At 61.5% G+C, this 22551-nt stretch carries 22 protein-coding genes; 13 read left to right on the forward strand and 9 right to left on the reverse strand.

Annotation, left to right across the window (positions count from 1 at the left end):
* Positions 1 to 150 precede the first annotated feature (150 nt).
* The 3 genes from gyrB to dnaA form a co-directional block, all read right to left on the reverse strand.
* Positions 151 to 2622: a DNA topoisomerase (ATP-hydrolyzing) subunit B gene (gyrB, locus tag J8I87_RS15455; RefSeq protein WP_209932329.1), complete on the reverse strand. Its 2472-nt coding sequence runs from the start codon at positions 2620 to 2622 to the stop codon at positions 151 to 153.
* A gap of 112 nt (positions 2623 to 2734) precedes the next feature.
* Positions 2735 to 3838: a DNA polymerase III subunit beta gene (gene dnaN / locus J8I87_RS15460; protein ID WP_209932330.1), complete on the reverse strand. Its 1104-nt coding sequence runs from the start codon at positions 3836 to 3838 to the stop codon at positions 2735 to 2737.
* 257 nt (positions 3839 to 4095) lie between these two features.
* Positions 4096 to 5670, reverse strand: coding sequence for a chromosomal replication initiator protein DnaA (gene dnaA / locus J8I87_RS15465; RefSeq protein ID WP_245253958.1), 1575 nt, complete (start codon positions 5668 to 5670; stop codon positions 4096 to 4098).
* Positions 5671 to 6055: 385 nt separating this feature from the next.
* Here dnaA and rpmH point away from each other — a divergent pair, with 385 nt between their 5' ends.
* The 4 genes from rpmH to yidC all read left to right on the forward strand — a co-directional run bounded on the left by rpmH (position 6056) and on the right by yidC (position 8701).
* Entirely contained in the window at positions 6056 to 6190 is a 135-nt protein-coding gene (rpmH, locus tag J8I87_RS15470) for a 50S ribosomal protein L34 (protein ID WP_004198824.1), read from the forward strand.
* A gap of 26 nt (positions 6191 to 6216) precedes the next feature.
* Positions 6217 to 6717, forward strand: coding sequence for a ribonuclease P protein component (gene rnpA / locus J8I87_RS15475; protein ID WP_209932331.1), 501 nt, complete (start codon positions 6217 to 6219; stop codon positions 6715 to 6717).
* 73 nt (positions 6718 to 6790) lie between these two features.
* Positions 6791 to 7021: a membrane protein insertion efficiency factor YidD gene (gene yidD / locus J8I87_RS15480; protein ID WP_007581797.1), complete on the forward strand. Its 231-nt coding sequence runs from the start codon at positions 6791 to 6793 to the stop codon at positions 7019 to 7021.
* Between the two features lie 30 nt (positions 7022 to 7051).
* Positions 7052 to 8701: a membrane protein insertase YidC gene (gene yidC / locus J8I87_RS15485; protein WP_209932332.1), complete on the forward strand. Its 1650-nt coding sequence runs from the start codon at positions 7052 to 7054 to the stop codon at positions 8699 to 8701.
* A gap of 91 nt (positions 8702 to 8792) precedes the next feature.
* Here the strand turns inward: yidC and J8I87_RS15490 are convergent, their stop codons facing one another.
* Positions 8793 to 9215, reverse strand: coding sequence for a transcriptional regulator (locus J8I87_RS15490; RefSeq protein WP_209932333.1), 423 nt, complete (start codon positions 9213 to 9215; stop codon positions 8793 to 8795).
* Positions 9216 to 9555: 340 nt separating this feature from the next.
* Between J8I87_RS15490 and mnmE the strand changes: the two genes are divergently transcribed.
* The gene (mnmE, locus tag J8I87_RS15495) at positions 9556 to 10956 is read left to right on the forward strand and encodes a tRNA uridine-5-carboxymethylaminomethyl(34) synthesis GTPase MnmE (protein ID WP_209932334.1); all 1401 of its coding nucleotides are present in this window, start codon (positions 9556 to 9558) and stop codon (positions 10954 to 10956) included.
* 138 nt (positions 10957 to 11094) lie between these two features.
* On the forward strand, positions 11095 to 12264 hold the full coding sequence (locus J8I87_RS15500; RefSeq protein WP_209932335.1) for an integrase arm-type DNA-binding domain-containing protein: 1170 nt from the start codon (positions 11095 to 11097) through the stop codon (positions 12262 to 12264).
* A gap of 267 nt (positions 12265 to 12531) precedes the next feature.
* Here the strand turns inward: J8I87_RS15500 and J8I87_RS15505 are convergent, their stop codons facing one another.
* From J8I87_RS15505 to J8I87_RS15520, 4 genes are all read right to left on the reverse strand, one after another.
* A complete protein-coding gene (locus J8I87_RS15505) occupies positions 12532 to 12825 on the reverse strand; it encodes a hypothetical protein (RefSeq protein WP_209932336.1) in 294 nt (97 codons plus the stop codon).
* Positions 12826 to 12903: 78 nt separating this feature from the next.
* The gene (locus J8I87_RS15510; RefSeq protein WP_209932337.1) at positions 12904 to 13212 is read right to left on the reverse strand and encodes a hypothetical protein; all 309 of its coding nucleotides are present in this window, start codon (positions 13210 to 13212) and stop codon (positions 12904 to 12906) included.
* Positions 13213 to 13289: 77 nt separating this feature from the next.
* The gene (locus J8I87_RS15515) at positions 13290 to 13457 is read right to left on the reverse strand and encodes a hypothetical protein (protein WP_209932338.1); all 168 of its coding nucleotides are present in this window, start codon (positions 13455 to 13457) and stop codon (positions 13290 to 13292) included.
* A gap of 148 nt (positions 13458 to 13605) precedes the next feature.
* Positions 13606 to 14232 carry a LysE family translocator gene (locus tag J8I87_RS15520; protein ID WP_209932339.1) on the reverse strand — a complete coding sequence of 209 codons (627 nt, stop codon included), beginning with the start codon at positions 14230 to 14232 and terminating at the stop codon, positions 13606 to 13608.
* Between the two features lie 493 nt (positions 14233 to 14725).
* Between J8I87_RS15520 and sap1 the strand changes: the two genes are divergently transcribed.
* The gene (sap1, locus tag J8I87_RS15525; protein ID WP_209932340.1) at positions 14726 to 15067 is read left to right on the forward strand and encodes a surface attachment protein Sap1; all 342 of its coding nucleotides are present in this window, start codon (positions 14726 to 14728) and stop codon (positions 15065 to 15067) included.
* A 523-nt stretch (positions 15068 to 15590) separates the two neighbouring features.
* Positions 15591 to 16169: a YaeQ family protein gene (locus tag J8I87_RS15530; RefSeq protein ID WP_209932341.1), complete on the forward strand. Its 579-nt coding sequence runs from the start codon at positions 15591 to 15593 to the stop codon at positions 16167 to 16169.
* A 45-nt stretch (positions 16170 to 16214) separates the two neighbouring features.
* Here the strand turns inward: J8I87_RS15530 and J8I87_RS15535 are convergent, their stop codons facing one another.
* On the reverse strand, positions 16215 to 16628 hold the full coding sequence (locus J8I87_RS15535) for a VOC family protein (protein ID WP_209932342.1): 414 nt from the start codon (positions 16626 to 16628) through the stop codon (positions 16215 to 16217).
* A gap of 438 nt (positions 16629 to 17066) precedes the next feature.
* Here J8I87_RS15535 and ada point away from each other — a divergent pair, with 438 nt between their 5' ends.
* From ada to J8I87_RS15560, 5 genes are all read left to right on the forward strand, one after another.
* Positions 17067 to 18191: a bifunctional DNA-binding transcriptional regulator/O6-methylguanine-DNA methyltransferase Ada gene (ada, locus tag J8I87_RS15540; protein ID WP_209932343.1), complete on the forward strand. Its 1125-nt coding sequence runs from the start codon at positions 17067 to 17069 to the stop codon at positions 18189 to 18191.
* Positions 18188 to 19111: a DNA-3-methyladenine glycosylase family protein gene (locus J8I87_RS15545; RefSeq protein WP_245253959.1), complete on the forward strand. Its 924-nt coding sequence runs from the start codon at positions 18188 to 18190 to the stop codon at positions 19109 to 19111. Before ada ends, J8I87_RS15545 begins: the two co-directional genes overlap by 4 nt.
* Before the next feature lie 249 nt (positions 19112 to 19360).
* Complete coding sequence (gene gshA / locus J8I87_RS15550; protein ID WP_209932345.1) at positions 19361 to 20974, forward strand: glutamate--cysteine ligase; 1614 nt, start codon at positions 19361 to 19363, stop codon at positions 20972 to 20974.
* A gap of 237 nt (positions 20975 to 21211) precedes the next feature.
* A complete protein-coding gene (locus tag J8I87_RS15555; RefSeq protein WP_209932346.1) occupies positions 21212 to 21688 on the forward strand; it encodes a hypothetical protein in 477 nt (158 codons plus the stop codon).
* 330 nt (positions 21689 to 22018) lie between these two features.
* Positions 22019 to 22525: an OmpA family protein gene (locus tag J8I87_RS15560; protein ID WP_245253960.1), complete on the forward strand. Its 507-nt coding sequence runs from the start codon at positions 22019 to 22021 to the stop codon at positions 22523 to 22525.
* The last annotated feature ends 26 nt before the right edge of the window (positions 22526 to 22551 follow it).

Consider the following 22551-nt stretch of genomic DNA (forward strand, 5'->3'; position numbering starts at 1 on the left):
TTCAGCTAACCCTTCCCCTTGCCGGGTGGGTAGAGGACTTTCACCTCCAGGTAAGTGCGCCCTGCCGGGCGCACCCAATAAAAAGCTCCAACCGTTGCCGGTTGGAGTTTTTTAGACGTTAGCGGATTGGGTGAAGGTGCGAGGCGATCCTCACACGTCAATATTCCCCGCCCGCAACGCATTGGTTTCGATAAACGCCCGGCGCGGCTCGACTTCATCGCCCATCAGCGTCGTAAAGATTCCATCTGCCGCAATCGCATCCTCGATCTGCACGCGCAGCAGACGACGCACGCTCGGATCCATCGTCGTTTCCCACAGCTGTTCGGGGTTCATCTCACCTAGCCCCTTATAGCGCTGCTTCGACACATTCCGCTCCGCATCGGCAATCAGCCACTTCATAGCGCTCTTGAAGTCGTTCACGGCCATGCTGCGCTCGCCACGCTTGATCACCGCGCCCTCGCCGATCAAGCCCTTGAACGTATTCGCCGTATTGACCAATTGCAGGTAGTCGGCAGTCAGCTGGAACTCTTCATCGATCACCGTCACCTTCACGTTGCCGTGATGACGACGCTCGACGCGCAGCGAACGCAGTTCACGCACCGGGTCGTACATGGCGATTACGTTGACCTCAGGCTTGAGCGGATCGTCACGCAACTTGGCTTCGAGCGCGCGCGCCGACGCTTCCGTCGATTGTTCGCTCGACAGGTCGACCGTCACGCCGTCCATCACCGCGCCGAGCGCGGCTTCGTCGTAAAGCTTGCTCAGACGATCCACCACAGCCTGTGCCAACAAATAAGAACGAGCCAGCTCACCCAGCGCATCGCCCGCAATCGGCGTCGCGCCTTCTGACGGAATCAGCTCGGACCCGTTCAGAGCGAGGCGCAGCATATGCGCGTTCAATTCCGCCGTGTCCTTAAGATAACGCTCGTCCTTGCCGGCCTTCACCTTGTACAACGGCGGCTGCGCGATGTAGATGTAGCCGCGCTCGATCATCTCCGGCATCTGACGATAGAAGAACGTCAGCAGCAGCGTACGGATGTGCGCGCCGTCGACGTCCGCATCGGTCATGATGATGATGCGGTGATAGCGCAGCTTGTCGAGGTTGTAGTCGTCCTTGCCGATGCCGCAGCCGAGCGCGGTGATCAGCGTGACGATCTGCTCCGACGACAGCAGTTTGTCGTACCGAGCCTTCTCGACGTTCAGCACCTTGCCGCGCAGCGGCAGAATGGCCTGGAATTTTCTGTCGCGGCCCTGCTTTGCCGAACCGCCTGCGGAGTCACCCTCGACGATATAAATCTCGGACTTCGCAGGATCTTTCTCCTGGCAGTCTGCGAGCTTGCCCGGCAGTCCGACGCCGTCCAGCACGCCCTTGCGTCGCGTCATCTCGCGCGCCTTGCGCGCAGCATCACGGGCGCGCGCTGCGTCGACGATCTTGCCGCAGATGATCTTCGCGTCGTTCGGCGTCTCCAGCAGAAACTCTTCGAGCGCCTTCGCGACCACTTCTTCGACGGGCGCGCGCACTTCCGACGAAACCAGCTTGTCCTTTGTCTGCGAACTGAACTTCGGCTCCGGCACCTTCACTGACAGCACACACGACAGCCCTTCACGCATGTCGTCGCCGGAAGTTTCGACCTTTGCCTTCTTCGCGATCTCGTGATCGACGATGTACTTGTTGATCACTCGCGTCATCGCCGCGCGCAGGCCCGTCAGGTGCGTGCCGCCGTCGCGCTGTGGAATGTTGTTCGTGAAGCACAGCACGTTTTCGTTGTAGCTGTCGTTCCACTGCATCGCCACTTCGACGCCCACCCCTTCCCTCTCGCCGACGATATGGAAAATCGTCGGATGCAGCACGGTCTTTGTCTTGTTGATGTACTCGACGAAGCCCTTCACGCCGCCGACGAACGCGAAATCGTCTTCCTTGCCCGAACGCTGGTCGGTGAGACGAATCCGCACGCCGTTGTTCAGGAATGAGAGTTCGCGAATGCGCTTCGCGAGGATGTCGTAGTGGTATTCGACATTGCCGAAGATCGTCTCATCGGCCATGAAATGCACTTCGGTGCCGCGGTTTTCCGTATCGCCGACGACAGGAATCGGCGACAGGTGTTCGCCGTCCACTTCTTCGATCACGCGGTTCTGCGGCACGCCACGGTGAAACTCCATGAAGTGCTTCTTGCCGTCGCGGCGCACGGTAAGGCGCAGCCACGACGACAGCGCGTTCACGCACGACACGCCCACGCCGTGCAGGCCGCCCGACACCTTGTAGCTGTTCTGGTCGAACTTGCCGCCCGCGTGCAGCTCGGTCATCACGATTTCGGCGGCGCTGCGCTTCGGATCGTGCTTGTCGTCGCGCTTGATACCCGTCGGAATGCCACGGCCGTTGTCGGTGACGGAAATCGAGTTGTCGGCGTGGATGATGACCTGAATGTCGTCGCAATGACCGGCGAGCGCCTCGTCGATCGAATTGTCGAGCACCTCGAATACGAGGTGATGCAGACCGGTCCCGTCCGACGTATCCCCGATATACATACCCGGCCGCTTGCGCACGGCCTCCAGACCTTCGAGGATCTGAATGGACGAGGCGCCGTAGCTGTTATCGGGTTGCGAATTGTTCAGTTCACTCATGGATTTCTTCCGGTTCTGCGTTACTGCTTCGTTACTGCTCGGAGCTTTTCAAAACACCATAAAAACACCAAAGGGGCGCTGCGCCCCTTGATGTTTTTTCGTGTTGGACGCGTCAGATGCGCATCGGCATCACCACGTATTTGAACTCGTCGTTCTCGGGAATCGTGATCAGCGCGCTCGAGCTGGCGTCGCCGAGACTGACTTGCAGCATGTCGACCTTCAGGTTGGCGAGCACGTCGAGCAGATACGTGACGTTGAAACCGATGTCGATGCTGTCGCCCTGGTAGGCGATTTCGAGTTCTTCCTGCGCTTCTTCCTGGTCCGCGTTGGTGGACATGATTTTCAGCTGGCCCGGCTCGACGATGCAGCGCACGCCCTTGAACTTGTCCGACGTCAGAATGGCCGCGCGTTGCAGCGAGCGCTGCAGCTCTTCGCGACCGATCACGAACGTGTTCTTGTGCGACTTCGGGATCACCCGCTGGAAGTCGGGAAACTTACCTTCGACCAGCTTCGACACCAGTTCGACGCCGCCAAACGTGAACTTGACCTGCGTCGGCGCGATGTCGATCTTAAGCACATCGTCGATGTCTTCGAGCAGCCGTTGCAGTTCGAGAATCGTCTTACGCGGGATGATCACTTCCTGGCGCGCGAACGAGCCTTCGATCTTCATCGACGAAAACGCCAGACGGTGACCGTCCGTTGCGACAGCCATCAGCTGATCGCCGTCGACCACCAGCAGCATGCCGTTCAGGTAGTAACGGATGTCCTGCTGCGCCATCGCGAAGTGGACCATGCCGAGCAACTGGCGGAACGTCTTTTGGGGAACCGCGAGGTTCGCGCCGAAGTCTTTAGCTTGAGCGACGGTCGGGAACTCGTCGGCGGCCAGCGTTTGCAGCGCGAAACGACTCTTGCCGGACTGTACCGTCAGACGCTTGTCGTTCAAGGTGAGCGTGACCTGCCCGTCGGGCATCGCGCGCAGGATGTCGAGGAGCTTGCGTGCCGCCACCGTCGTGGCCACTGACTCGCCGCCGACGCCGAAGTCAGCGCGCGTGGTGATTTGCAGTTCGAGGTCGGTGGACAGGAACGAGACGTCCGGGCCGTTCTTGGTAATAAGCAAATTGGCGAGGATCGGCAACGTATGACGGCGTTCGACAATGCCGCTCACGGTTTGCAGCGGCCTGAGGAGGTTATCGCGTTCGGTCTTGACCAGTTGCATAGAGTTCCTTCGTTGATATGACGGCCTGCGCGCCTTGCCCGGCAATACTAAGGCGCACGGTCCCGGCCCCCCGCCGGCGCCGCACTGCGCCAGTCACGGCGTAAATTCCCGCCCGCTTTTGCCGGGCGGTTAAACCTGTATTGTGCCTGAAAATGGAAGCACTTCCCTATATTGGGGGTGACTTGCGCAATAAACAGTTCGATTTTTCCGACCGGTTCGAGGAACCCTTCGGTTTGATCCGGCCCTTTTGAGCGCCTCTAGCCCTTCAGCGTCTGCTCCAGGACGTGCAACTCGTGATTCAGCTGCGCATCCTTGCCGCGCTCGTCGGCGATCTTGCGCACCGCGTGCAGCACCGTCGTATGGTCGCGCCCGCCGAACAGCTCGCCGATTTCCGGCAGGCTCTTCTGCGTCAACTCCTTCGCCAGGTACATCGCGATCTGGCGCGGCCGCGCGATGTTGGCCGGCCGTTTCTTCGAATACATATCGGCGACCTTGATGCTGTAAAAGTCGGCAACCGTCTTCTGGATGTTTTCGACCGAAATCTGCCGGTTTTGCACGGTCAGCAGGTCTTTCAGCGCCTCCTTGGTTAGCTCGATCGTGATCTCGCGGCCGTGGAATTTCGAGTAAGCGAGAATCTTGCGCAGCGCGCCTTCCAGTTCGCGCACGTTCGAGCGCAGATGCTTCGCGACGAAGAACGCGACGTCCTCATTCAGACTCACGCCCTCCGATTGCGCCTTGCGCATCAGAATCGCGACCCGCATCTCGAGCTCGGGCGGCTCGATTGCGACGGTCAGGCCAGAGTCGAAACGGGAAATCAGACGGTCGTCGATGCCTGAGATTTCCTTCGGATACGTATCGCTGGTGATGATGACCTGCGCCTTGTTGGCGACCAGCGCCTCGAACGCGTAGAAAAACTCTTCCTGCGTCCGGGACTTGCCCGAAAAGAACTGAATATCGTCGATCAGCAGCAGGTCCAGCGAATGGTAGTAGCGCTTGAAGTCGTCGAACGCCTTGCGCTGGTACGCCTTTACCACATCCGACACGTACTGTTCCGCGTGGATGTAGCGGATGCGCGCGCCGGGCTTGTCCATCAGCAGTTGATTGCCGATTGCGTGAATCAGGTGCGTCTTGCCGAGGCCCACGCCGCCGTACAGAAACAACGGGTTGTATGAAATGCCGGGGTTGTCGGCGACCTGGATCGCGGCGGCGCGCGCCAACTGGTTGGCCTTGCCGGTCACGAAGTTGTCGAAAGTGAGCACCGGGTTCAGCTTCGAGCGCTCATACATGGAGTCGTTTTCACCGCCTGACGCGGGCGCGGCCGCGCCCGGCCGCCACGTGCGGCGTGCCGCAGCAGCTTCGTTGGCGTCGAGGCTGGGCAAGTCGAGGTCGGCGGCGTCGTCAGTCAGTTGTGCCGCGTTGATGGACGCACCGAGCCCCCCCATTGCGCTGGCGCCGGCCATCCCGCCCGCGCGGGCCACCTGAGCAGCCTGCACGGCGCCGACGGCGGCATCCACTGTTGCCGTCGCGCTGTTCACACCCACGGGAGACGGCCGTGACGGCGCGGCAGGCGCCGAGCGCAAGCCGGCCTTGGGATCGAGGACGAACTGGACGTCGACGGGCGAATGCCAGAAGTCGCGCGCGAGGTCGGTGATGCGACCGGAAAACTGGCTCTTGACCCAGTCCAGCTTGAAACGGTTCGGCGCGGCGATGCTCAGGGTATTCGCATCGGCGTCGAAGGCGACCGGGGCCAACGGTTTGATCCACGTCACGTACTGCTGGGGCGTCAATTCACGCTCCAGCAGTGCGGAACAGTGTTGCCAGAATTCGTTCATCAAGTTGCTATCGTTATGGTTGCGCCGCTTTTCCGCCCGCGCTCTGGTCGCGAGATACGCGACGAGGCCCGAAGCTGCCAGGCGGAAAAGCCCCAGACGCTTGTGCCACAAGGGTTTGCGGGGTCAAGCGGGCCGGGGCGGCGGGCAGGATTCTTGGGAAGTAAGGCGAGATTCTACCGCCAAAACGGCGTGCAAAGTGAGTTATCCACAGGGCCTGATCAAACAACGCCGAAAGATGCCGGCTGTGGATCATCGGCCTAAACTATTGACGGCTCAGAGAAAACCGGTTTAAATAGCGGGTTCCGCGAAAACCAATTTTCGAACCTCCGGCCATTGCACTTTCAGCGATGCTCGCGCGGTCATTTCTCAAACAAGTGAGAGCAACATGAAACGTACCTACCAACCTTCCGTGACGCGCCGTAAGCGCACCCATGGCTTCCGCGTTCGCATGAAGACCGCTGGTGGCCGCAAAGTCATCAACGCACGCCGCGCAAAGGGCCGCAAGCGCCTCGCCATCTAAGGCAGGCAGACACGCGGTCAAGCCGAGTGCGCGCTGTGTCCGAGACCCGCGTCGCTGCGGGAACGGCAGACGCGCCGCAACAGAACCCAGTTCAGTTGCAGGCGTCCGCAGCCTTTCCCAAAGCCGCAAGGCTGCTAAAAACGGATGAATTTTCATCCGTTTTTCGTTTGCGCCCGTGGCGCCGTACCGCACACTTCGTCGTGTACGCACGGCCGACAGGCAACGCAGCGCGCCTCGGCCTCGTGATCGGCAAGAAATATGCGCCGCGCGCTGTCACGCGTAATCTGGTGAAGCGTCTTGCTCGCGAAGCGTTTCGGCTGCGCCGCGCGCAGTTTGGCGGCTGGGACGTGCTGCTGCGGTTGCATGCGAAGTTCGACAGGAAGGCGATGCCCAGCGGATCGTCGCCGCCCTTGAAAGCACTGTGCCGCGGCGAAATCGACGAGCTGCTCGACAAGGCAGCGCGCGAAATTGCCCGTCGCGAAGTGTCGGCGGTGCAGCCGGCGGTCAAGCCGCCCGCCGCGCCATGATATCCGCGCAGCCTCGAGGCGCGACTGTCTTCCAGCGCCTCATTTCAGGCGGTGCAGTCCAGCCGCACTAGTCATGCAAACGGTATTGTTCGCCTTGCTGCGTTTCTACAAGATTGCCGTGAGTCCCATGCTCGGCAACCGGTGCCGTTTTTATCCCTCCTGTTCGGATTACGCGCGCGAAGCAATCCAGTATCATGGCGCCGCGCGTGGTACTTACCTCGCCGCAAGGCGCCTGTGCCGCTGTCACCCGTTTTCGGCGGGCGGCATCGATCTTGTCCCGCCTCCAACTCCTAAGAAGCGCTGACGCGCTGTGCCATCGACACTGAGACAACGCATGGATATCAAACGCACCGTCCTATGGGTCATCTTCTTCATGTCAGCTGTCATGCTGTTCGACAACTGGCAGCGCGACCATGGACGCCCGTCGATGTTTTTCCCGAGCGCGACGCCGACCAAGACGGCAAGCCCCGCTGCGCCGGGATCGACGACGCAGGGAACCCCCGCTGAACTGCCGCAGACCAATGCCGCCGCACCGGGCTCGACCACGCCCGCCGCGCAGCAGGCGCAGCTGGTTTCGTTCAGCACCGACGTGTATCGCGGCAACATCGACACGCGTGGCGGCACCCTGTCCAAACTCACGCTGATCAAGCCGGGCGAGGGCAAGCAGCCTGAGCAGGTCATCACGCTGTTCGACCATACGGCCGACCACACGTATCTGGCGCGCACGGGCCTGCTCGGCGGCGATTTCCCGAATCACACCGACGTGTTCACGCCCGTCGCGGGACAGCCGACCGACATGACGGGCAACACGCTGAAGCTGTCGTTCGAGTCGCCGGAAAAGGGTGGCGTGAAGGTCGTGAAGACTTACACGTTCACGCGCGGCAGCTATGTGATCAACGTCGACACAAAGATCCAGAACGTCGGTTCGACGCCCGTCAGTCCCACCGTCTACATGGAACTCGTGCGCGACAGCCAGCCCGTCGAGACGCCGCGCTTCTCGCACACGTTCATCGGCCCGGCTGTCTACACCGAGCAGCATCACTTCCAGAAGCTGAGCTTCGGCGATATCGACAAGAACAAGGAAGACTACGCAAAGTCGGCCAACAACGGCTGGATCGCGATGGTGCAGCACTATTTCGCGTCGGCGTGGATTCCGCAGCAGGGCGCCAAGCGTGACATCTATGTCGAGAAAATCGATCCGTCGCTCTATCGCGTCGGCGTCAAGCAGCCGGTACAGACAATCCAGCCGGGCCAGACGGTTGATGTGTCCGCGCGCCTGTTTGCCGGTCCCGAAGAAGAGCGGATGCTCGAAGGCATCGCGCCGGGTCTGGAACTGGTGAAGGATTACGGCTGGGTGACGATCATTGCCAAGCCGCTGTTCTGGCTGCTCGAAAAGATCCACAGCTATGTGGGCAACTGGGGCTGGGCGATCGTCCTGCTGACGCTGCTGATCAAGGCGGTGTTCTTCCCGCTGTCGGCGGCGAGCTACAAGTCGATGGCGCGCATGAAGGAAATCACGCCGCGCATGCAGGCGCTGCGCGAGCGCTTCAAGGGCGATCCGCAGAAGATGAACGCGGCTCTGATGGAGCTGTACAAGACTGAGAAAGTGAATCCGTTCGGCGGCTGTCTGCCCGTCCTGATTCAGATTCCGGTGTTTATCTCGCTGTACTGGGTGCTGCTGTCGTCGGTTGAAATGCGCGGCGCGCCGTGGGTCCTGTGGATTCACGATCTGTCCCAGCAGGATCCGTATTTCATCCTGCCCGTGCTGATGGCCGTCTCGATGTTTGTTCAGACGAAGCTGAACCCGACGCCGCCGGACCCAGTCCAGGCCAAGATGATGATGTTCATGCCGATCGCCTTCTCGGTCATGTTCTTCTTCTTCCCGGCGGGTCTCGTGCTGTACTACGTCGTGAACAACGTGCTGTCGATTGCCCAGCAGTACTACATCACGCGGATGATGGGTCAGAAAAGGAAGGCTGTCTGATCGCGCGTTCGGATCGGCCTTCTTTATGGCCGATCCAATCCGAAACAAAAAACCGCCCGGCATAACCGGGCGGTTTTTATTTCCATGTTCCTTAAGATTTATCGGCGTCGCCGTAGAGTTGCGCAATCAACTCCTGCACCAGGTAGCGGTGATGCGGCGTCAGCGATTCGATTTTTGACGCGAGTTCGAGCGTCTCAGGTGAAAGCGGATATTTCTCGCCGCGCTCCAAGGGCTTCGGAACACTCCTCGTCGCACCGCTAGGCGAAGGTCCGTAATGCAGCCAATGGACATCGACTTCGAACCACGCGGCGAGCGTTCGAAGCTTGTCGTCAGTCGGAATCGTGCGGCCGCTCAACCATTTGTGCACCGTTTGCGGTGAAACTGGCTGATCTCCGTGATGGCGCAGATTGAAATGCAACGCAAGGTCGGTCCCGCCCTTGAGTTTTTCAGGGGCGCGTCTCATCGCGAACTTGAGTCGCTCGGCAAAGGCCGCTTTTTCTTCGACGGTTGGCATCGGGAAATTGTGCCGTCCGACGCATTGCAGGTAGACAACCGTACACGCTACATTTAGCGCGTTTTAGATCCGACTATCCTGATCCAGCAAGCATCAAGATTAGTCTCTTTTGAGGCGTGCAGATCGCTTAAGCATAATCCGTAAGGATTGGACTACACGTAGACTTTGCGTCAATCGATTGGGCGACCAGGTTGTCTTATCTTGTCTGAGATAATCTGTACACGGATTTCACCCGAATTGACAGTCGCGCCCGCCAGGCCGGCCGAACGCGCGCGTTACAATGCCAGGCGTTTGGCGCACGGGTCGTGCGCGTGTCTCAAGATCATTTCCATCCGTTCCCATGCTCGCCACCGACTCCGATCCCATCGTCGCCATTGCCACCGCGCCCGGTCGCGGCGGGATAGGCGTCGTTCGGATATCGTTCGGCCGTGCCGGTGAAGCGGCAGCACAGCCGATGATGCAAGCGCTGACGGGTCAGGCGCTCGCGCCGCGTCACGCAAGCTATGTTCCGTTCCTCGACGGCGGCGGAAATGCGCTTGACCGCGGCATCGCGCTGTATTTTCCCGCGCCGCATTCGTACACGGGCGAACATGTGCTCGAACTGCAAGGACACGGCGGCCCCATCGTCCTACAACTGGTTCTGCAACGATGTATCGACGCGGGCCGCGCATTCGGCCTGCGCCTTGCGGAACCTGGCGAATTCACGCGCCGTGCGTTTCTCAACGACAAGCTCGATCTCGCCCAAGCCGAGGCAGTCGCCGATCTCATCGAGGCGAGCACGGAGGCAGCGGCACGCTCGGCCGGACGCTCACTGGAAGGCGCGTTCTCACGCGATATTCACGCGCTGGTCGAAGAGGTCATCGCGTTGCGGATGCTGGTCGAGGCAACGCTCGATTTTCCCGAAGAAGAGATTGATTTCCTCGAAGCCGCCGACGCACGCGGCAAGCTCGCGCGCATCCGTGAACGTCTCGCGCTCGTGCTGAGCGAGGCACGGCAGGGCGCGTTGCTGCGTGAAGGTTTATCCGTCGTGCTCGCGGGGCAGCCGAATGTTGGCAAATCGTCGCTGCTGAACGCACTCGCGGGCGCCGAACTCGCAATCGTCACGCCGATCGCCGGCACGACTCGCGACAAGGTCGCGCAGACGATACAGATCGAAGGCATCCCACTGCATGTAATCGACACCGCCGGCTTGCGCGATACGGAAGACGAGGTCGAGAGGATCGGAATCGAGCGCACGTGGGGCGAGATCGAACGCGCCGACGTGGTGCTGCATCTGCTCGACGCCCGCTCGGGCATGACGCCCGGCGATGAATCGATCGCCGTGCGATTTCCGGCCGGCGTGCCTGTTGTGCGAGTGTTGAACAAGACAGATCTGACTGATGTCGCACCTTCCGTCGCCAGACCGAGCGATGCGGACGGTATCGACTTATGCGAGGTACGCCTGTCAGCCAAGATGGGTAACGGGATCGACCTGTTGCGCGGCGAATTGCTGCGGATCGCAGGATGGCAGGCGGGCGCCGAAAGCGTTTATCTGGCGCGCGAGCGACATCTGATTGCGCTTCGCGCCGCGCAGGAACATTTAGGACTGGCGGCCGACCATGCAGATCAGAACGCGCAGGCTCTTGACCTCTTCGCAGAGGAATTGCGGCTGGGTCAGGATCAGCTCAATTCGATCACCGGAGAATTCACCTCGGACGACCTCTTGGGTGTGATTTTCAGCAGGTTTTGTATCGGCAAATAGGCGAGGGGCGCTGCCTGTCCCAGCAACTCACACACCGTGTAGCCCACGGACAACCAGCGCTACGCTCAGAAGCAGCTATTTTTAGGTACACAAACAGGTACACTTCGTATTCGGCGCATCCTGTGTACCAACCCGCTCATGCCGAAACTCGCGACGCCACTCACCGAATCCCACATCCGCAACTTGCAGCCTCGCGAGACGCGTTACAGCGTCGCCGACGGCAAGGGCCTCATCCTGGAAGTGATGCCGACGGGAAAGAAGGTCTGGCGCTTTCGCTACACGCTAAACGGACAGCGGCAGCCGATGGTCACGATCGGCGACTATCAGTTGATGTCGTTGCGCGTCGCCCGCGCCCGCGCGCAAAAATACGCAGATGTAGTCGCGAATGGTTTGTCGCCCGTCTCGATAGCGAGGCAGGATCGGGGCGCCGAGAAACGGATCGACGTGCTGCGTGATGGCGCCGAGCTTTACGTAGCCTCCGAAATCGCCCGCAAATCCGCGGAATATCGGCGCACGACGCAGCGCGCGCTCGACAAGGACATCCTTCCTGCAATCGGTCACAAGCCTATCGCCCAGGTCACCACCGAAGATGTCCAGTCCATTTGCGATGCGATCAAGAACCGAGGCGCGCCGCAAATGGCGCTGCACACGCGCAACGTCGTGAAGCGTCTGTTTGCGTTCCTGATCGCGCGACAACTGGCGAGTTCCAATCCTGCCGAAGCCATCGCAGCGCGCACGGTCGCCACTCACGACGGCCGCATGCGGGTGCTGTCCGCAAACGAGATCGGCACGTTGCTGAGCGCGATCTACCAATCATGCATCCGCCGGCCGTTGAAACTCGCCGTCCACTTGCTCGTGCTCACGATGGCGAACAAATCCGAACTGATCGAAGCGACATGGCGCGAATTCGATCTCGACGCCGGCACGTGGACGCTACCCGCCGCGCGGGCGAGCAACGGCCGCGAGCGCCGCGACCACCTTTCGGCCCAGGCCGTGGCGATACTCCGTGAGCTACGCGATGCGAAGGGCCGCCGCAATCGCGTCTTTCCGTCGACGCGCGGAGGCGAAGATCGGCCTATTGCGAAGGGCACGCTGAATCAGGCGGTCAAGACGCTCTCGATGGGTGTCGAGCATTTTGTGCTGCACGATTTTCGCCGCACTGCTTCGAGCCATATAGATGCCATGCTGCAGTCGGCCGGAAAGGCGCGTGAACAGTCCAGCGGCTATAGCAAACGAGAGATGCAAATGTGGGGCGATTTCGTCGAAGCGCAGTTGCGGGACGCATCAGGATCGATCGGACCGTCTTGATCCGGACAACCAGCTACGGGGCGAGACTCCTATTGGTACACGAGTCCATGAAAACACGCCAGAATGCCCTATATGAGACGCTTGTAAGCGAGTTACAGTAGGTTTCATCCGTGCCAACGTCTCACTCCGGTTCAAGTGCGCGCTTTAGGTACACAGCGCCTAGTGGACTCGGCTAAAAGCCTGCCAGTTAAAGAGTCGCGCTGACTCAAGCGGGGTTTCGTACACAATCACGCACGCCGCTGGGCGGCTCAGGCCGACCGCCCAACTTCACCCATGCACGGCAACCTGCTCGGAACTTCGCTCGGCGCGATTTTCCGCAAATGCCTCGGCTGGGGGCGTCGAATAGACCTGAGGGCCGCGCCGTTCGTAGTCATCCAGCTGGAGCAGCAGGCTATCGATCGAGCAGAGCTGCGCCTTGGTAAGGGAGGGGGCATCGAGCAACGCGTGCAGGCGCATGCGCCAATACCGGGAAGAAAGGATGGCACCGCCCAGATCGCCGAGCAGCGATGGCCGCATGACGCGCGAGATGTGCGCGATCTCTTGATCGATCAACCGGTTCATACAATCCCCCGCGACGTCTCGAAAAGGCCAAGGTTTGTTACGTCTGATGATTCACTTTAGCCGCATTTTAGCCAGACGCTACCTATAAAAACAAATAGGTTTCCCCGCATCGGCGGACATTGGCAAGCGACATTGCATGGACGAAAGAGTACGCATGCGGATCGCGACGCAATCCGGTGAACAGAACAAGGTTTGCACGCCATTTTGACGGCGCACGGAAAGAGCCCGCAAAAGGCCCGGCGCGGGCCGACGGATCGCGCGGAGCAACGCCAGCAGGGGAGAATTGCGCGCGACAGCCCATACGTCGTCATCCGGCGGATCGGGCGCGCGCGGCACCGACCCGCAAATCGACGTCAGGGCGACGCTGATGAGAATCAGCGCAACCATTCACAGCCAGTATTCCGTCCACGAAAAAGTGAAGGCCAGCATGGCAGCCTCCTTCCGTTCCGGTGACGCCAGCTCGCTCAGTGATGCAGCAGGCTGCGAATACGATGTCGCCAGTCCATGCGCCTGTGATGCTCGTCGTCGTGCAGCGCCTGGCGATGTTCCTGCCAAAGCTCGTCGGAAAACAGGAACGCGACGATGAGAAGCGGCACGATCAAAAACGCGCCGAGAATCAAATGCTCGATCACAGTGACCTCCAGATCGATGGAACAACGACACTTTCATTGTAGGCGGGGCGAATCTCGCTGCGTGTGCTCCACCTCGCACACTCGACATGCGCACGTTCACCTGCAAGCAACGCGCCAGGTACGTGGGCTCACCAACGGCGAATCGCTTTCAGGCCGCCGACTTTTTCCACGCCGCCGCCAAAAGTCCGGCACCGATCAGCAGCGTCCCACCTGTGCAATTGACGGCGCGCTGCACGCGCGGGCTGCGAATCGCGCGCCGCGCACCTGATGCGAGGAATGCATAGCCGAGTGCGTTCAACGTCCCGAGCGCGACGAAGGTCGCTTCGAAAATTGCAATCTGCGACCACGTGGCGACCTGCGTATCGATGAACTGCGGAACGAACGCCACGAAGAACACGATGCTTTTCGGATTGAGCGCCGTCACCGCGTAGGCGTGCGCGAAGATGTGGCCCGTACGCGTTTCGCCGGCGGGCGGCGCGTCGCCCGTCGGCGCGGGCGCGCGCCACAGCTTTAGCCCGAGATAAATCAGGTACGCGGCGCCGATCCATTTGAGCGCGGTGAACAACGTCGCCGATGCCGCGAGAATAACGCCGAGCCCGAGCATTGACGCCGTCATCGACGTCAGGTCGCCGAGCGCGACGCCTGCCGTCGTCACCATCGCGTAACGCCGGCCGTGGCCGAGCGCGTAAGAAATTACAAGCAGCACGGTAGGGCCGGGTATCGCGACGAGAATCGCTGAGGCAATGGCGAAGGGAAGCCAGTGTGCAAATGTCATGAATCGTCTCCTTTGGCCGGTCGATTTATCCATGAACTCCACGTCGATGCAAGACGTGAATGGCGTGCCGTTACTGCCGCCTTAGGTGCGGATTCCGCCAGGCATCCTTTTTATTCTGCGTTCGCTCCAATCTGAAACCTCATTTGATGAATCGCGCGAATGACTTTGTGTGCGATGCATCAAACCTTAATGACGTAATCGCAAACGGCTTACTAGGCTTTAAGCGTAAACGCGTATCGCTCCCGCAAAACGTTACGTAGACACTGTTTGCGACCAGCATTTCTTTTCGCTATCCGCCGAATAATTGCCAAACCACGCCAATAGGGCGGCATCGGGACGCCCACGCAGGCGGTGCGACAATTCGCCGCTGTTGCACTCGCACACAAGATCTGCTTGCCGTTCACGACCGTTCTCCTAGAGTTAAAAATGTGCGTCTTTTCCGGCAGTTAAATACATAGCTAACCTGAGCAATAAACCCGCACGGAGGGTAACCATGAGCAAGCGAGTCGCCATTCTTTTCGCACTGACGGGTTTGGTCGCGGCAGCAGGTGCGCACGCGCAGGACGTCGTCGTCAAACCCCTGCAAACAGTGCAGTTCAAGGCGAATGCATATGGCTGCCTGTCGAGAGACAAACTCGACGCCGTCACGCAGCACGCCCAGGCGGGCGAGCAGCAGAAAATGCAGGAATTCTTCTCAGGATATGAGTGCATCGCGACACCGGAAAATTCGGATTTCCGCGTCGTTCGGGTGGTCGGACACGACGTCGAATTCGTGAATGCGGGCAATAGCGATACGCAAGGCCTTTGGACTAACGACCGCTTTATCAAGCAATAGATTTCGGAAGTTGGATCGCCCCCGACATCGAATGTTGGGTGAATACGAACACCAAACGAAAGTCCGCTTTCGCGTTTTCAGCGTGGCCGGGTTTTTACCCGGCCATTTTGATTTTCCGCCGGCATTTTCGTAAATCGCCGGGATTGACAATCCCCGGCCGCTCCCTCCAGTTCGCTCATTCCACGCCCTCATGAGCGCGCCGCGCGGGCCTGACGCTCATCGGAATGTCATAGCGTCCCCGCATATTCGGTATCATCACGCTCCCACCTCGCAGCAGAAATCGTTGATCGCGTCTCGCCAAGACAGATGATCGGCACAGAGGTTGCTGCTTTCCGAGCAAGCGAAAGCAGAGGGGTTGATGGATCGAGGCCTCGCGCCCGACACACTGCAACCCGACCGACATGTTTCACCGGCGAGACGCGCGACCCAGGCGTGACCGCTGCAAGGCAGGGGAACGATCATGGCTAGGTACGCCGACTCTTTATTCACTATCCGGTCCGCCTTTGCGGGACCAGGTTGCAGCATGGCTCTGAAATCGACAATTTATAAAGCTGAAGTCCAGATCGCCGACATGGACCGGCATTACTATGCCGACCATTCGGTGACAATCGCGCTGCATCCGTCGGAAACCAGCGAGCGCATGATGGTCCGCGTAGCCGCGTTCGCACTATTTGCACAAGAACGCCTCGAATTCTGCAAGGGCCTTTCGGATATCGATGAACCGGACCTGTGGGCCAAAGACCTGACGGGCGCCGTCGACACATGGATCGAGGTCGGGCAACCGGACGAGCGCCGGATCGCCAAGGCGAGCAGCCGCGCGAACGAAGTGATCGTGATCGCCTATGGCGGCCGGACTTCCGATATCTGGTGGCAAGGCGTGCGCAACAAGGTCGAACGTCTGCGGAACGTGACGGTGTGGTCGCTTGGCGAAAACGTCGCGCCCGCCCTCGCCGCGCTGGCCGAACGGACGATGCGCCTGCAGTGCACGGTCCAGGACAACGCGGCATGGCTCGGCAGTGAAACCGCCGACGCCGTGCCGATCGAGTGGACGGTCCTCAAGGCCGCCGCCGATGCGCGTCCGGCGGCGCATGGCGGCCGCTAGTCGCGGATTCGGTCGTCCTGTGTACCAATAAACGAGGCGGTCCTTTCAGGTAGCCGCGGTCGGTGGGCCTTTCAGCTCAACCATATTACCCTCCGGATCGAACAGATAAAGCGAAGGCCCGTAACCATCCGCACCGTAACGCGTCGCCTGCTCACCGATCCGCACGTGCTTCCCGGCAAGCCATTCCATGAGCGCAGCAGCATCGAATGGTTCGACGCGCAGGCACACGTGATCCATGTTGCGCCCCTCGCCCGGCACGCCGCTATCCGGCCGGTCGATACTCCCCCCGACCTGCAGCAGATCGATCAGAGCGCGTCCCGCCCGTAGCTGGATCAGGCCGAGATCGAGTTGCTCCTTCTCCAGCGCGCAGCCGAGCACCTCACGGTAAAAGCGCGTCATCTTGTCGAGATCCGCCGCGCGAATGACGACGTGATCGATATCGAGAATCTGGAATTTCATGGGCGGCATCCTGTCCTTGGCTGAAGTTCCGGCGAGAGAACCCAGTTTAGAAGGAATTGCGCGCGAAGTTCGCGGCCGGAACGAGGCACCGGGAAGCCGGGAAGCCGGGAAGCCGGGAAGCCGGGAAGCCGGGAAGCCGGGAAGCCGGGAAGAAAAGGAGCGCCGAAGGGACAAAAAAAAGCCCGCCTAAGTGGGCGGGCTGAATCCATATCAGGAGGAGACATGGAGGAGACAGGAACCACTATACACGCCAGCTTGATGCGACGCAATAACTTTTTAAGGGAAAACCCCGATTTTTTTGCTTCTCATTCTGTCCCGGTATTTGGGTGGACCAAGGCCGGCCGGCGTTCAGCCAAATGACACAGCAAGAAGCGGAGCGTACTGTGTAAGCTTGCCCGCTAGATTGGTAAGCGTCGAAACCGTCCCTCGGGGCAAACGATGAACACAGCCTTATCCGAAGCCAGCGCATTCTCCACCGACGACGAACGCTGGACGGCCGTTCTGAATCGCGACATGTCCGCTGACGGCGCCTTCTTCTATGGCGTGCGCACGACGGGCGTGTTTTGCCGTCCGTCGTGCGCGTCGCGGTTTCCGCGTCGTGAGAACGTCGACTTTTTCAGCTCGGCCGACGAAGCACGCGCCGCCGGTTATCGCGAATGCAAGCGCTGCCAGCCTGGCGGCCTGCCGCGCGAACTGGAGATCGTCAATCGCGCGTGCGCGGCACTCGACGCCGATCCGCAGCAGCGTCTCACGCTCGCGCAACTCAGCGAAGCCGTGCACGTCAGCCCGTTTCATCTGCAGCGGCTTTTCAAGCGCGTAGTCGGCGTGTCGCCGCGGCAATACCAGGCGGCCCAGCGCGGCGCGGCGCTGCGCGACTCCCTGCAACGCGGCGTGGACGTCACACGCGCGACCGTCGACGCCGGCTTCGGCTCGCCGTCGCGCATGTACGACACAGCCGCTGCGGAACTGGGCATGGCGCCCTCCGACTACCGCCGCAAAGGCGCCGGCCTGCGCGTCCGCTACGCGAGCGCGCCGACCTCGCTTGGCCTCGTGCTCGTCGCGACGACCGACAAGGGCATCTGCAAGATCGCCTTCGGCGACGACCCCGCGGCGCTCGCAGACGAACTGGGCAAGGAATTCGCGAGCGCGGAACTGATCGACGACCCGGCGCGGCTCGCGCCGTTCATCGACCAGGTCGATGCCTATTTGCGCGGCACACGCCAGCGCTTCGATCTGCCCCTCGACATCGCCGCCACAGCATTCCAGCAGCGCGTCTGGGAAGCCTTGCGGCGCATCCCCTACGGTGAGACGCGCAGCTATTCGCAGATCGCCGAGGCAGTCGGATCGCCGCGGGCGGTACGAGCCGTCGCGAGCGCGTGTGCGTCGAACCCCGTCGCACTCGCGATACCATGCCACCGCGTCGTGCAAAAGGGCGGATCGCTGGCGGGCTATCGATGGGGCATCGCACGCAAAGCGATGCTGCTCGACACCGAGGCGCACCACGAGGCCAAGGACGCAGGCAACACCACTCCGCCCATTCCCGACATGGATCACGCCGCTTGAGCACCACGCCGACTGCCGTACTAGAACTGCCGTACAAGGCTCCCTTCGACTGGCCGCGCATCCTGCGCTTTGTCGGCGGCCGCGCGACGCCGGGGGTCGAAGCTGTCGAAGACGGCGTCTGGCGCCGCGCGATCGGCTGGAACGGCGACAGCGGCACACTCGCCGTACGCAAGCATCCGCGCAAGCACTGCATCGTCGCGATCATCGACGGCGCCGCGAGCCGCCACGTCGACGCGCTCGCCGCGCCCATCGCGCGCATGTTCGATCTGCACGCCGATCCGAAGGCGATCGGTGCGAGCCTTGCCGCCGATCCGTGGCTCGCGCCGCTCGTCGCCACAGCGCCTGGTTTGCGCGTACCCGGCGCGTGGTCCGGATTCGAACTGGTCGTGCGGGCGATCGTCGGCCAGCAAGTCAGTGTAAAGGCCGCGACCACGATCATCGGACGAATCGTGCAGCGCGCCGGTGTGCGCATCGACGATCATCCGCATCAAACCACCGCCTGGCGCTTCCCGACTCCCGACACGCTGGCCGCAGCGAACCTCGCGCAGATCGGCATGCCCGGCAAGCGCATCGAGGCGTTGCAGGGCTTCGCGCGCGCGGTCGCGTCTGGCGACGTGCCCGTCGATAGCGTCGGCAGCGCGTCCTTCGATGTCGAGCGGCTTCGGGCGTCGCTGCTCGCGCTCCCGGGCGTCGGCCCGTGGACGGTCGAATACGTCGCAATGCGCGCATGGCGCGACGCCGATGCGTGGCCTGCGTCGGATCTGGTGCTGATGCAAGCCATCGCGGCGCGCGATCCTGCGCTCTCGCGCCCGCGTCTGCAGCGCGAGCGCACCGATGCCTGGCGCCCGTGGCGGGCCTACGCGGCGATGCATCTGTGGAACGAAGTCGCCGATCGCGCGGGCGCGGCGCGCGGCGGCTAGCGGCTTTGCGCACACATGTGCGCCCGCGGCGGATCGACTTCGCGCCCCTGCGCGGCGTAGAGTGAGAAGGAGCGGACCGGACATCGCAGCTCGGCCGCAAGCGGCGCGGATGCTGCCCGAGGCAGCCCCAAGCAGCCGTTCTGGCGAGATGTTAAAGTGCCCGCTACTGAAAATTCCGCCGAACGTTGTCGACCGCGCCCGAGCAACATCGTGCGGCGCATGGCGGCCGACCAAGTTCGCCCCGCATCAATGCCAAACACGACACCCTCCCGCACGACCGACGCGCTCCTGCACCGCCTGTCCGTGCTGACTTCCGGCCCGCAGCGCGATGCGCTGCCGGGCGGTTTGCGCGGCATCGAAAAGGAAAGCCTGCGCGTGACGGCTGACGGTCATCTCGCGACGACTGCGCATCCGCGCGCGCTCGGCTCTGCACTCACGCATCCTTCGCTGACGACGGACTATTCCGAAGCGCTGCTCGAACTCATCACGCCCGCGGAGCACGACGCGGCGACCACGCTCGAGCGTCTCGACACGCTGCATCGCTTCGTCTACTCGGCGATTGGCGACGAACTGCTGTGGAACAACTCGATGCCGGGCCTCTTGCCCGAAGACGACGAGATTCCCATCGCGCACTACGGCACGTCGAATATCGGCAGGCTCAAATACGTGTATCGCGTCGGCCTCGCGCTGCGCTATGGACGCACAATGCAGTGCATCTCGGGCATCCACTACAACTATTCGTTGAACGAAGAAGTGTGGCGGCTGCTCCACGCCGACCAGCAATCGACGGCCAATGCCGTCGATTTTCAGTCCGACCGTTATCTCGCGCTGATCCGCAATTTCCGCCGCACGAGCTGGCTGCTGATGTATCTGTTCGGCGCATCGCCGGCGATCGATCGTCGTTTCCTGCGCGGCCGTCCGCACACGCTCGAATCGTTCAATGCGGACACGCTCTACCGCCCTTACGCGACGAGCCTGCGCATGAGCGATCTCGGCTACTCGAACACGACGGCGCAGGCCGCGCTGCACGCCGACTACGACACGCTGCCAGGCTACCTCGACGCGCTGGCAAAAGCGGTCAGCCAGCCGTATCCGCAATATGAGGCCATCGGCACGCAGCGCGACGGCGAATGGGTGCAAATCAACACCAACGTGCTACAGATCGAAAACGAGTTCTACTCGACGATCCGCCCGAAGCGCGTCACGTATCCCGGCGAGCGTCCGTTGCATGCGCTGGCCGCGCGCGGCGTGCAGTATGTCGAGGTGCGTTGCATGGACATCGATCCGTTCGAGCCGACGGGCATCTCGCTGGAAACCGCCCGTTTTCTCGACGCTTACCTGCTGGTCTGTGCGCTGGACGAGAGCGCGCCGCTGCCGCCGCCTGCGTACACGGAAGCGAACCGGAACTTCGGCCGCGTGACGATGGAAGGGCGCAAGCCGGACCTCGAACTGACGCGCGACGGCCAGCCGGTCAGGATGCTCGATTGGGCCAACGAACTGCTCGCCAAGATCGATCACGCGGCCGCCGTGCTCGACTCGGTCCGCGGCGACGACAGCCACGCGCGCTCGGTCGCCGCGCAACGCGCGAAGCTCGCCGATGCATCGCTGACGCCGTCGGCTCGCGTGCTGCAGATCATGCGAGACAAGCAGCAAGGCTTCCTCGAGTTCGGCCTCACTCAGAGTGCGGCGCACGCGGAATATTTCCGCGCCCGCCCGCTGGACGAAGCCCAAACGCAAGCGTTCGCGACGCTTGCCGCCAAGTCGCTTGAAGAACAGGCGAAGCTCGAACGCGACGAAGTCGGATCATTCGATGCGTTCGTCGCCGCATACCGCGCCTATACGTTGAACCGCTTCAGCGTATAGCGCGCCGGGCACGGGCGCGCCGGGGACGTCATCGAGGGCAGCTTCGCGCTGCCCTTTTTCATGGCGGTCGCATCGGGGCCGAAAATTGCTGTTCGTTGGTGTTGCGCTGCCTCAATCGCGATGCGCCTCCATGCGCGCAGTATGAACACGTCGGCGCCGTTGCGGTCCAATCCTGTATGGCGCAGCGCTTTGTCGATCGCCCGTTTGCAAGGGTGATGCGAGGGAGGAAACCGGGTTATGAACAAAGTTCTGGTAGCCACGCTTTGCATAGTCGCCGCCGGCTGCTCGACGCAAGGTCAGGTCAATCCCGATGTGATGCAGATCGCCACCGCGCCCCTTACTTGCACCAGCAAGAGCCAATGCGACGCGTGGTGGCAACGCGCGCACACATGGGTTACAGCGCATTCCCGCTACGAGGTCACTAGCGCGACCGATTCGCTGATCCAGACGGCGGGACCGGACGGCGGCAACCGCGCGCTCGCGTTCGAAATAACAAAGGCGCCGAACAACGACGGCACGTCCACGATTGGATTTGCCGCCCATTGCGACAGCGCTCTCGGATGTCGACCGAACCCTTGGGAAGCGGGCGCCGACTTCAAGCAATTCGTACGCGGCAACACGCCAGGTGCGGCGTCGACATCGTCGTCCGGTCATGCAGCTGGAACGTCGGGCCAATCGACATCGTCGCCGACGGGTGAGCCCGTCTCTCAGTAGGACGAATCGCCGCCAATTAGCATTTCTTTAAGACTTCTCCGATTGGTGCAGACGCTTGTGGAACTTATCGTTCTGCAACCTCTGAATTCCTTCCCGAGAAGTCTCATGTTCATTCGTACGTTAATGTCACTTGCATGCGCCGCGGGTATTGCCGGCTGCACTTCATATTCCGGTCCCACCCATAATACGGATGTCGTGACGCTCGCCAATGGTACTCAGGCATATCGCGTCCAATGTCTTGGTCTGCTGGAAAGCTCCCAAAGCTGCATGGCCGAAGTAAAGCGCATTTGCGGCGACAAGCGCGCGACGCGAATTGAATCGGTGGATCACATGTCTTCCGATTTCAAGTCGGAAAACGATCCGCGCGAAATCACGTTCCAGTGCACGACGCCCGTCGTCGAGAAGCCGGTCGCGCCGGCGCCTGTCGTCGTCATGCCCGTCGTGGCACCGGTTGCCACACCCGCTCCGGCTCCCGTGCGCCACGCACCCGTCCGCAAAATCACGTTGCAAGGCGATGCAACCTTCGCCGTCGGCAGCGCGACACTGACGCCCGTTGCAACGGCAAAGCTCGATGACTTCGTCGCGGCGAATCAGGGCGTCGATATCGACCACCTGACGATCGCCGGCTATACGGATTCGACTGGCTCAGCAGAGTTGAACAACCGTCTGTCGGCGGCGCGCGCCCGCTCGGTGCAGAGCTACCTGGCCACCGCCGGCATGCGTGCCACGAAGTGGGACGTGCAGGGTTACGGCAGCGCATCGCCCGTCGCGCCGAACACCACGTCGATCGGCCGGGCGAAGAACCGCCGCGTCGAGATTCAGGTCGACGGCAAGTAATTCCACGCAGCAAAGCCCGGGAGCGG

The sequence above is a fragment of the Paraburkholderia sp. LEh10 genome (genome assembly GCF_017814945.1).
In the GTDB taxonomy this organism is placed as follows: domain Bacteria; phylum Pseudomonadota; class Gammaproteobacteria; order Burkholderiales; family Burkholderiaceae; genus Paraburkholderia.